The organism is Robinsoniella sp., from assembly GCF_034124845.1.
The window spans coordinates 18,786-28,179 of the sequence record NZ_JAWYAJ010000410.1; the positions used below are offsets into that span (position 1 = coordinate 18,786).

Annotated in this window: 11 protein-coding genes; 9 read left to right on the forward strand and 2 right to left on the reverse strand. The window is 42.1% G+C overall.

The features are described from left to right. Positions 1–25 precede the first annotated feature (25 nt). The 6 genes from glmM to ACH2DQ_RS20430 are packed head-to-tail and all read left to right on the forward strand — an operon-like array spanning position 26 to position 6,771. Positions 26–1,372 carry a phosphoglucosamine mutase gene (glmM, locus tag ACH2DQ_RS20405; RefSeq protein ID WP_394913237.1) on the forward strand — a complete coding sequence of 449 codons (1,347 nt, stop codon included), beginning with the start codon at positions 26–28 and terminating at the stop codon, positions 1,370–1,372. Then, positions 1,373–3,097 (forward strand): ABC transporter ATP-binding protein, encoded by a 1,725-nt coding sequence (locus ACH2DQ_RS20410; protein ID WP_394913238.1) that lies wholly within the window; start codon positions 1,373–1,375, stop codon positions 3,095–3,097. Between the two features lie 14 nt (positions 3,098–3,111). Beyond that, positions 3,112–4,011, forward strand: a complete 900-nt coding sequence (locus ACH2DQ_RS20415; protein WP_394913239.1) for a DUF2156 domain-containing protein — start codon at positions 3,112–3,114, stop codon at positions 4,009–4,011. A gap of 1 nt (position 4,012) precedes the next feature. Continuing rightward, positions 4,013–5,209, forward strand: coding sequence for a pyridoxal phosphate-dependent aminotransferase (locus ACH2DQ_RS20420; RefSeq protein ID WP_394913240.1), 1,197 nt, complete (start codon positions 4,013–4,015; stop codon positions 5,207–5,209). Then, positions 5,206–6,267: a histidinol-phosphate transaminase gene (hisC, locus tag ACH2DQ_RS20425; protein WP_394913241.1), complete on the forward strand. Its 1,062-nt coding sequence runs from the start codon at positions 5,206–5,208 to the stop codon at positions 6,265–6,267. The genes ACH2DQ_RS20420 and hisC overlap by 4 nt, the downstream gene beginning before the upstream one ends. Before the next feature lie 3 nt (positions 6,268–6,270). Beyond that, positions 6,271–6,771, forward strand: a complete 501-nt coding sequence (locus ACH2DQ_RS20430; RefSeq protein WP_394913242.1) for a COG2426 family protein — start codon at positions 6,271–6,273, stop codon at positions 6,769–6,771. 640 nt (positions 6,772–7,411) lie between these two features. On the opposite strand, the gene ACH2DQ_RS20435 is transcribed toward ACH2DQ_RS20430, so the two are convergent. Beyond that, a complete protein-coding gene (locus ACH2DQ_RS20435) occupies positions 7,412–7,960 on the reverse strand; it encodes a hypothetical protein (RefSeq protein WP_394913243.1) in 549 nt (182 codons plus the stop codon). A gap of 138 nt (positions 7,961–8,098) precedes the next feature. Further along, complete coding sequence (locus tag ACH2DQ_RS20440) at positions 8,099–8,311, reverse strand: helix-turn-helix domain-containing protein (protein ID WP_394913244.1); 213 nt, start codon at positions 8,309–8,311, stop codon at positions 8,099–8,101. A gap of 191 nt (positions 8,312–8,502) precedes the next feature. Here ACH2DQ_RS20440 and ACH2DQ_RS20445 point away from each other — a divergent pair, with 191 nt between their 5' ends. The 3 genes from ACH2DQ_RS20445 (at position 8,503) to ACH2DQ_RS20455 (ending at position 9,284) form a co-directional block, all read left to right on the forward strand. Beyond that, positions 8,503–8,697: a hypothetical protein gene (locus ACH2DQ_RS20445; RefSeq protein WP_394913245.1), complete on the forward strand. Its 195-nt coding sequence runs from the start codon at positions 8,503–8,505 to the stop codon at positions 8,695–8,697. A gap of 256 nt (positions 8,698–8,953) precedes the next feature. Then, complete coding sequence (locus ACH2DQ_RS20450) at positions 8,954–9,115, forward strand: hypothetical protein (protein ID WP_394913246.1); 162 nt, start codon at positions 8,954–8,956, stop codon at positions 9,113–9,115. A 4-nt stretch (positions 9,116–9,119) separates the two neighbouring features. Continuing rightward, positions 9,120–9,284 carry a hypothetical protein gene (locus tag ACH2DQ_RS20455; protein ID WP_394913247.1) on the forward strand — a complete coding sequence of 55 codons (165 nt, stop codon included), beginning with the start codon at positions 9,120–9,122 and terminating at the stop codon, positions 9,282–9,284. Positions 9,285–9,394 lie beyond the last annotated feature (110 nt).

Here is a 9,394-nt window from a genome sequence, read left to right on the forward strand (position 1 = left end):
CCCTGAAAAATGAGGAGGATTAAGTATGGGAAAATATTTTGGAACAGATGGATTCAGAGGAGAAGCAAACATTGATTTAACAGTAGAGCATGCATTTAAAGTAGGCCGCTTTCTGGGATGGTACTACGGAAAAGAGCACAAAGCGAAGATTGTAATCGGTAAGGATACAAGAAGAAGCAGTTATATGTTCGAGTATTCCCTGGTAGCAGGTCTGACAGCTTCCGGTGCAGATGCATACTTACTCCATGTAACCACCACACCCAGCGTTTCGTATGTAGTCCGGACAGAAGGATTTGACTGCGGTATCATGATCTCGGCAAGCCACAATCCATTCTATGACAATGGAATCAAGATCATCAATGGTCTGGGACAGAAGATGGAAGCAGAGGTTGAAAATCAGATCGAAGAATACATCGATGGCAAATCAGAAGAGCTGCCATTAGCGGTAAAAGAAAACATCGGCCGCACCGTAGACTTTGTAGCAGGCAGAAACCGTTACATTGGATATCTGATTTCACTGGCAACCCGCTCTTTTAAGAATTACAAAGTGGGACTGGATTGTTCCAACGGAAGCTCCTCTGCAATTGCAAAAAGTGTATTTGATGCACTGGGCGCCAAAACCTATGTTATCAACAATGAACCGGACGGAACAAACATTAACACAAATTGCGGTTCCACCCATATCAATATTTTGCAGGACTATGTAAAAGAAAATAAGCTGGATATCGGTTTTGCTTTCGACGGGGATGCAGACCGCTGTATCGCAATTGATGAAAACGGAAACGTCATAGACGGAGACTTAATTCTCTATGTCTGTGGAAAATATTTAAAAGAAGAAGGCAAATTAAACAATGACACCATCGTTACAACCATTATGTCCAACTTAGGCCTGTACAAGGCATGTGACAAGATTGGCATCCGGTATGAAAAAACGGCGGTGGGAGATAAATATGTTTATGAAAATATGGTGAATAACAGCCATTGCCTGGGCGGAGAACAGTCCGGACATATTATTTTCAGCAAACATGCGACAACCGGTGACGGCATTCTGACAGCTCTTATGATCATGGAAGTGGTAACAGAGAAAAAGGCAAGCCTTGGAACCCTTGCAGGAGAAGTACGGATCTATCCGCAGCTTCTTAAGAATGTCAGAGTAGCAGATAAGAAGGAAGCGAGGGAGAATCCTGCGGTTATAGCGGCAGTAGATGCAGTAGCAGAGGCACTTGGCGATGATGGAAGAATTCTGGTGCGTGAAAGCGGAACAGAGCCGGTCATCCGTGTTATGGTAGAGGCTGCAGAGGATGATTTATGTGAAAAGTATGTAAATCAGGTAATTGACGTGATGAATCAGCAGGGCTTGATAGTAGGATAAATGGATCACAAATTAAAAAAATTGTTTCATTATTATAAACCATATAAAGGACTGTTCTGGTCCGATATGTTGTTTGCAATCCTGGGTGCCGGCGTCACGCTGGCAATCCCCCTGATTGTACGATACATTACGAATGTAGTGGTATATCTTCCGGGAAATGAGCCGCTTCATATGATACTGAAGCTGGGAATCCTGATGTTAGGGCTGGTAGCCCTGGAGTTTTTCTGTAATTATTATATCGCATACTATGGACATATAATGGGAGCCAGTATAGAACATGATATGCGAAACGAGATATTTGCTCATTACCAGAAGCTGTCCTTTACCTTCTATGACAATCAGAAGGTAGGTCAGCTTTTGTCGCGCGTAACCAGCGATTTATTCGATATCAGTGAGCTGCTCCACCACGGACCGGAGGATCTTGTCATCTCAGCAATTAAGATTATCGGTTCCGTAATTATTCTGGTGAACATCAATGTAACCCTGACCGTAATCACATTTGCATTTATTCCGGTCATGGCGGCATATGCCTTTTATTTTAATTTCAAAATGAAACGGGCATTCAAAGAAAACCGTGCCAAAATTGCGGATATTAACAGTCAGATTGAAGACAGCCTGAATGGTATCCGGGTGGTAAAATCATTTGCCAATGAAGACGTGGAAATGGGCAAGTTCAAAAAGGGCAACAGTCGTTTTGTAGAGAGTAAAAAAACCAGTTACCGCTATATGGGCGGATACCATTCCGGCCTTGGCGCATTGACTACCATGGTGACTATCGTGGTACTGGTTGCAGGTGCCCTTTTGATAACGGGACAGAAAATCGCCGTAACGGACTTGATCACATTCCTGCTCTATATCAATAATTTTACGGAACCGGTTAAGAAACTGGTGAATTTTACAGAGCAGTTCCAAAATGGCTATACGGGGTATGAACGTTTTCTGGAAATTCTGGACGTGGACCCGGATATTGCAGATGCACCGGATGCGGTGGAGTTAAAGAATGTAAAGGGAAATATCCGATTTGAAGATGTTTCCTTTCAGTATGAAGAGAACCAGGAAAAGGTATTACATGACATTAACCTGGATATTAAGGCCGGCTCTTATATTGCCCTGGTGGGAAGTTCAGGAGGAGGAAAATCAACCCTCTGCAGCCTAATTCCCAGATTTTATGATGTTGTAGAAGGAAGGATCCTTTTAGACGGAACGGACATCCGTAATATCAGGCTTCAGGATCTGAGAAACCAAATCGGTATTGTCCAGCAGGACGTTTATTTATTTGCAGAAAATGTAATGGAAAATATCCGTTACGGGAAACCGTCTGCAACGGATGAAGAAGTCATAATGGCAGCCGTCAGGGCAAATGCCCATGAATTTATTATGTCATTGCAGGATGGTTACGAAACGGACATCGGTCAAAGGGGAGTCAAACTTTCCGGAGGACAAAAACAAAGATTATCAATCGCGCGAGTATTTTTAAAGAACCCGCCCATACTAATCTTTGATGAGGCTACTTCAGCGCTTGACAATGAAAGCGAGAAGATCGTTCAGGATTCCCTGGAAGAACTAGCAAGAGACAGAACGACTTTTGTGATCGCCCACAGGCTTTCAACCATTCAAAATGCAGAGAAAATCCTGGTTCTGACAGAAAAAGGAATCGAGGAAGAAGGAACTCACAGAGAGCTTCTGGCGAAAAACGGTGTATATGCCAAGCTCTATAACAAATAAGAAAAGAGGATTTTATGGAAATAGAATTTAAACAGCCGACGTTAGAAAACAGAGATGAAATCAACAAATATCTCAGAAGGAAGAAGACAAGAAGCTGTGAATTAACATTTGCGAATGTTTACTTATGGTCCAGGCATTATCCGGTGGAATATGCCATCGTTTGTGATACACTGGTCTTTAAGAGCATGGAACACGACCCGACATATTGTTTTCCGGTAGGAGATCCGGAAAATGTAAAAGAAGCAATCGACAGCATTATGGCGCACAGTGCAGACCTGGGAAGGAATTTTCATATGCATCTGGTAACGCCGGAACAATTTGAAGTATTAGAGTCTCTCTATCCGGGAGAATTTGAAATTGAATACAACCGGGATGAGGCAGACTATGTGTATGAAAGCGAGAAGCTGGCAAATCTTTCCGGAAAGAAATATCATGGAAAGAAAAACCATGTGAATAAATTCAAGCGCCTCTATCCGGACTGGGTTTATGAAAGCATTACCAAGGACAATCTGGAGGATTGCTTCCAAATGGCTATTAAATGGAGAAATTTAAATGGCTGTGAAGCAGACCCCGAGAAACATGCGGAGATCTGTGTTACCCTGAATTCCCTGAGACTGTTTGAAGAACTGGAATTAAGGGGAGGACTTCTCAGAGTGCATGGAGAAGTGGTGGCATTTTGTCTTGCTGAACCAATCTGCGACGATACAATAGTTGTTCATATAGAAAAAGCGTATGCTGATATTGAAGGAGCATATCCCATGATTAACCAGCAGTTTGTACAGCATGAGGCAATGGATTTTAAATATGTAAACAGGGAAGACGATGTAGGCGAAGAAGGGCTGCGCCGGGCGAAGTTATCCTATCATCCCATTTTCCTCGTTGAAAAGGGATTTGTGAGAAGAAAGAAGGCATAACATGATAGCAGAGAAGATGAAGTCTTATGTAGAAAACAGTTCCGTTATCCGTGCAATGTTTGAGGAAGGTGCAAAGATGGCGGCTGTTTACGGAGCAGAAAACGTATACGATTTCAGCCTGGGGAACCCCAATGTTGCAGCGCCTGCACAAGTCAGACAGGCAATCGAAGAGATCATAACAGGCGAAGATCCTGTTATGGTACACGGGTATATGAGCAATGCAGGATTTGAAGATGTCAGGAGTGCAGTGGCAGATTCCTTAAACCGCCGCTTCCAAACCGCTTTTCATGAAGAAAATATTATCATGACCGTTGGCGCTGCCGGCGGCATGAATGTCATCTTCCGGACAATTCTGAATCCGGGGGATGAAGTACTTACCTTTGCGCCATATTTTGGCGAATACCGTGCATACGTTTCTAATTATGACGGAATATTAAAAGCAGTAGAACCAAATACCCAGTCATTCCAGCCGGATCTTGAAAAGTTTGAAAGGATGATCACGGTAAAAACCAAAGCAGTGATTGTAAATTCCCCCAACAACCCCACGGGTGTGGTCTATTCGGAAGACACTATCGTCAGGCTCGCGGATATCTTAAGAAGAAAGCAGGAAGAACTTCAGACTGTCATCTATCTGGTAACCGATGAGCCATACCGGGAGCTGGCATACGATGGCGTGACGGTTCCATTTGTAACCAAATACTATACGAACACCATTGTGGGCTATTCGTTCAGCAAATCCCTTTCCCTGCCGGGAGAACGGATCGGATATCTGGTTATTCCGGATCAGGTGACGGACAGTGACCAGGTGATCGCTGCCGCAAATGTGGCGAACCGCATTTTGGGCTATGTGAATGCACCTTCCCTGTTTCAACGGGTAATCGGAAAATGTATCGATGCAAAAGTAGATGTGCAGTTTTATGACAAAAACCGTCAGACCCTCTATAATGGCTTGAAAAAATGCGGTTTTTCCTGTATTAAGCCGGAAGGTGCATTTTATCTGTTTGTAAAATCTCCGGTGGAAGATGAAACCATCTTCGTGGAAGCAGCAAAGAAATACCATATCCTGGTTGTACCGGGAAGCAGCTTTGCGTGTCCGGGATATGTGCGGATCGCATATTGTGTATCCCTGGAAACCATCGTAAATGCATTGCCTTACTTTGAAAAACTTGCACAGGAATTTTTCGGGAGGAACGAATGAAAGCTTGGGAAATGAACATCAGAAAAGTAATACCTTATACACCGGGGGAACAGCCAAACCAGCCGGATATGATCAAACTGAATACCAATGAGAATCCTTATCCCCCCGCGCCGGAAGCTGCTAAGATGATGGCGGCATTAAATCCGGAGGAACTGAGGCTCTATCCGGACCCCAGCGCAGGCATATTAGTTTCGGCACTGGCTGATTATTATCACTTAGACAAAGATCAGGTATTTGTGGGAGTCGGCTCAGACGATGTGCTGGCAATGGCATTTATGACCTTCTTTAATTCCAGACAGCCGATACTGTTTCCGGATATTACATATTCCTTTTACGATGTCTGGGCGGACCTGCTTCGCATTCCCTATAAATGCCAGCCTTTAAATGGTGATTTTGAGATCGAGAAAAAGGATTATGAGCAGCCAAACGGCGGAATTGTCATTCCTAATCCCAATGCCCCAACCGGTATTTTACAGGATCTTGCCGATATAGAAGATATTATCCGCAGGAATGCAGATGTAATTGTGATTATAGATGAAGCCTATATTGATTTTGGCGGTGCTTCGGCACTTTCCCTCATTGATAAATATGAAAATCTGCTGGTAGTACAGACTTATTCCAAATCCCGTTCCATGGCGGGAATCCGTATTGGTTATGCCATGGGAAACAAAACACTGATCAAATACTTAAATGATGTAAAATATTCCTTCAATTCTTATACTATGAACCGCCCGTCCCTGGAAATCGGGGCAAAAGTGTTAGAGAATGAGGCGTATTTCCGGGAAGTTACAGGCAAGATCATTGCCACAAGGGAACGTGTGAAGGTGCAGATGAAGGAACTGGGTTTTCATTTTGCAGATTCCCAGGCAAATTTCCTCTTTGTAACCCACGAAAAGTACTGGGCGAGAGACTTGTTCCAGGCATTGAAACTGAAACATATCTATGTAAGATATTTCAATCGTCCCCGTATCGACAATTATCTGCGTATTACAATCGGTACCGATGAGGAGATGGATGCTCTTATTGGATTTTTAAAAGAATACATGAAGGAGAATTAATATATGGAATCTTTAGTACAATGGTTTACCACCAATCTGTCCGGTGTCGTATCCAGAGAAGCAATTGTTTTTATTATTTCCATGATACCCATTCTGGAGCTGAGAGGCGGTTTATTGGCAGCATCCCTGTTAAAGCTGGATATGTGGAGATCCATCTGGCTGTGCGTAGCCGGTAATATCATTCCAATTCCATTTATTTTATTATTAATCACACCGATTTTTAACTGGATGAAGCAGACGAAGCTGTTTAAGCCTCTGGTGGACAAGCTGGAAGGAAAAGCTCTTGGCAAGAAAGATAAAATAGAAAAATACGAGTTCTGGGGTCTTGTCCTGTTTGTAGGAATCCCACTGCCCGGAACCGGCGCATGGACAGGTGCATTAATAGCTTCCTTACTGGGAATTAAATTCAAAAAAGCATTCCCGGCAATCTTACTGGGTATTGCCCTGGCAAGCGTTATCATGACGATTTTATCATTTGGAGTGTTAGGGAAAATTGTGAGCTAGAGCGTGTTTGAAATTGCTTATAATCGGGTAAGATGTGCAGGGCAGCCAATGCAGATTGCCCGGTTATTTTTATATATTTGGCAAGTGAGGATAATAAGAGGTGAAAGAAATGGATGCGTATACAAGTTTTGCATCGGTCTATGACCTGTTCATGGACAAAGAGATATAAACGTTAAAACAGCCCGGAAACACTGGATTTCCGGGCTTTCTCTTTGTTTTGTATACTACGTCTGTTGTCCTCTGTTATCCCCTATTTTCCGTGGTTTTCCTTGGTTCTGTAGTAAAAACTGTAGTATGTAGTGTAGTAGAATCGTCGGCGTAAACCAGAAGGAAATACAGCAAAAAGAAGCCCTATATACTACAGTATATATAATACTACTACAATATTTATATATAATAATATTTAATAATATAAGTATATAATAATATATAAGTATCTCTAATTCTTTTAGGGGTACTTACTTTTTACACTCATACTTTTTCTTTTATTCTTTCTACCCTATAGGAAATTTTTTGGTTTTATATATTGTTTTTACCGCTGAAGGGTCTTAATTTTGTTATCCTCTGTTTTCCCTTGTTGTCCTTGGTTATCCGAAGTAAGCTAGTTACGGCGGTTGTCCTTGGTTGTCCTTTGTTTACCTTATTGAAGACTTGGAAGTATGTACAGGTCGTCTACGTTGTCTTTTAGCTGTATTGCTACCAGGTCGCCAGACTTAACCTTATCTATAGTATCCTTCGGTACCGTAAAGCTGACTACCTTACTTTCGCTTCCGTCTTCCATATCCGCTACAGCCCAGTAGTCTATACTGTCATATTTATCGCCGCCAGCTTCCTTTATGAAGTGTTCTATGTTGTGATAATTCTGGTCTACCGTCATACCTTTAGTTAGGCTGGCTTCTATCTTCACTTTCAGTACACAGATATTTTTATTTTCTACGGTATTTTCGGTAACGTCCAGTAAATCACCGAATTTAATACGGGCATCGCTGCTTTCGGCTACAGATTCTTCTGTAACAGTTTCCGTAGCTGGTGTCTCTGTTTCCGGTGCTTTGGCTGGTGTTTCCTGTACAACTGGTTCCGTAGCTGGTGTGTCCTGATTCGGTTTGATAATACCTAGCGCTTGCCCTATAACCGCAATCACGATAAGAATACCGAAGAAAATAACGCAATACTTAATTATCTTTTTCATAGGTCTTACCCCTTTCCTTATTTTTATCTATTATATCACCCAACGACGACAAAGAAAATACCCTACAGCAAAAATAGGACAGCCCAAATTTGGGCTGTCCTATTTTCCTGGGTAATAGTGTTCTTCCGAACTGTGGTTTTAAACTTTTTCGCCGGTATCCCTTAATGTAAAATCTATATCCAGGTCACAGTTAAGTGCTTTTGCTATTTCCTGTAATTCTTTTTCATTAAAGTTGTCACGGCTTAATTTGTTACTAAGATTGCTTTGTGACATACCTAATTTTTTTGCTAAATCAGTAACCGTCATTTTTCTTTTTACAAGAAGAATACGGACTTTTTCGGCCATTGCCATTTATGTACCCCCTTTCTACTTGTTATGATTATTATATCTCTTAAAAGTGATAAAAGTCAAGTATATAAATATTAATTTTAAAATATAAATAAAAATTTTAAAATAGTGTTGACAAGCATTTGCATTAGGTGTATAGTATCACTATAAAGTGATGACAAACACGTAAAACAAATAGAAAGGCGGTAAGCGATATGACTTATAAACAGACAAAGGCAGCGGTTAAGAATCTGATAATTAAGAAGGGCGGTATTTGTAATATCTTCGGTGGCGACCTAGTAATCCTTTACGAACAGGGTCACAGAGCCACAGACGTACAAAACGCGTTAGACCACTTCCGGTACAGCCCACAGGCGAAAGCCTTTATGAACCGTGTAGCAAATAAATAATAACCGGGGGCTTCGGCCCCCAGAAAGGTGGAAATATGGTATACGAAGTGATGGTAACGATTAACAATAGTCCTACAAAAGTTAAGAAGTGGGGGTATCTACTAAAAGCCGACAGTGAGATAAATGCAAAGCTGGAAGCCCTTAACCGGGCAAAGGTTGCGGCGTCTGCCCCACGTAGCAGATACAAACGGTGTACCTTCACAGTCGAAGACAGTGATTGTATAGCAAGACCAGATTGGTAGAAAGGAAGTGGAGTATGAAGACTGTATATAGGACGAAGTATTACACCGTGAAACGTGACGACAGCTACCCTACACCTAAGTATCGTATCTATTCCGACGACAAGGAAGTACACACTGCTAAAAGCCAGGTGGAAGCTACAATGTGGGTAAGCAGACAAAGTAAGAAAGGAAGGTAAGGCTATGAGAAGCAGAAACAGAAGAAAGAAGATATGGGCGTATTTGGATGGTAAGAAGCTGGTAGAGGTTATCCAGGCGGCGCTTGACAATAACATGATGGTAGACGACCTTAAGAAAAAGCTGGTCGAGGAAAATCCAGGTCACGAAGTAACCTTTAAAGTAGAATAGAAAGGGCGGTACTTATGGAAAAACATTATTGGTTCGTCGCACAAACTTATGTTAGTCTTGCCGGGGCTTCGGTGTCGTGTGTAGACCGTAAAGGTCCTTACGGTCTACAC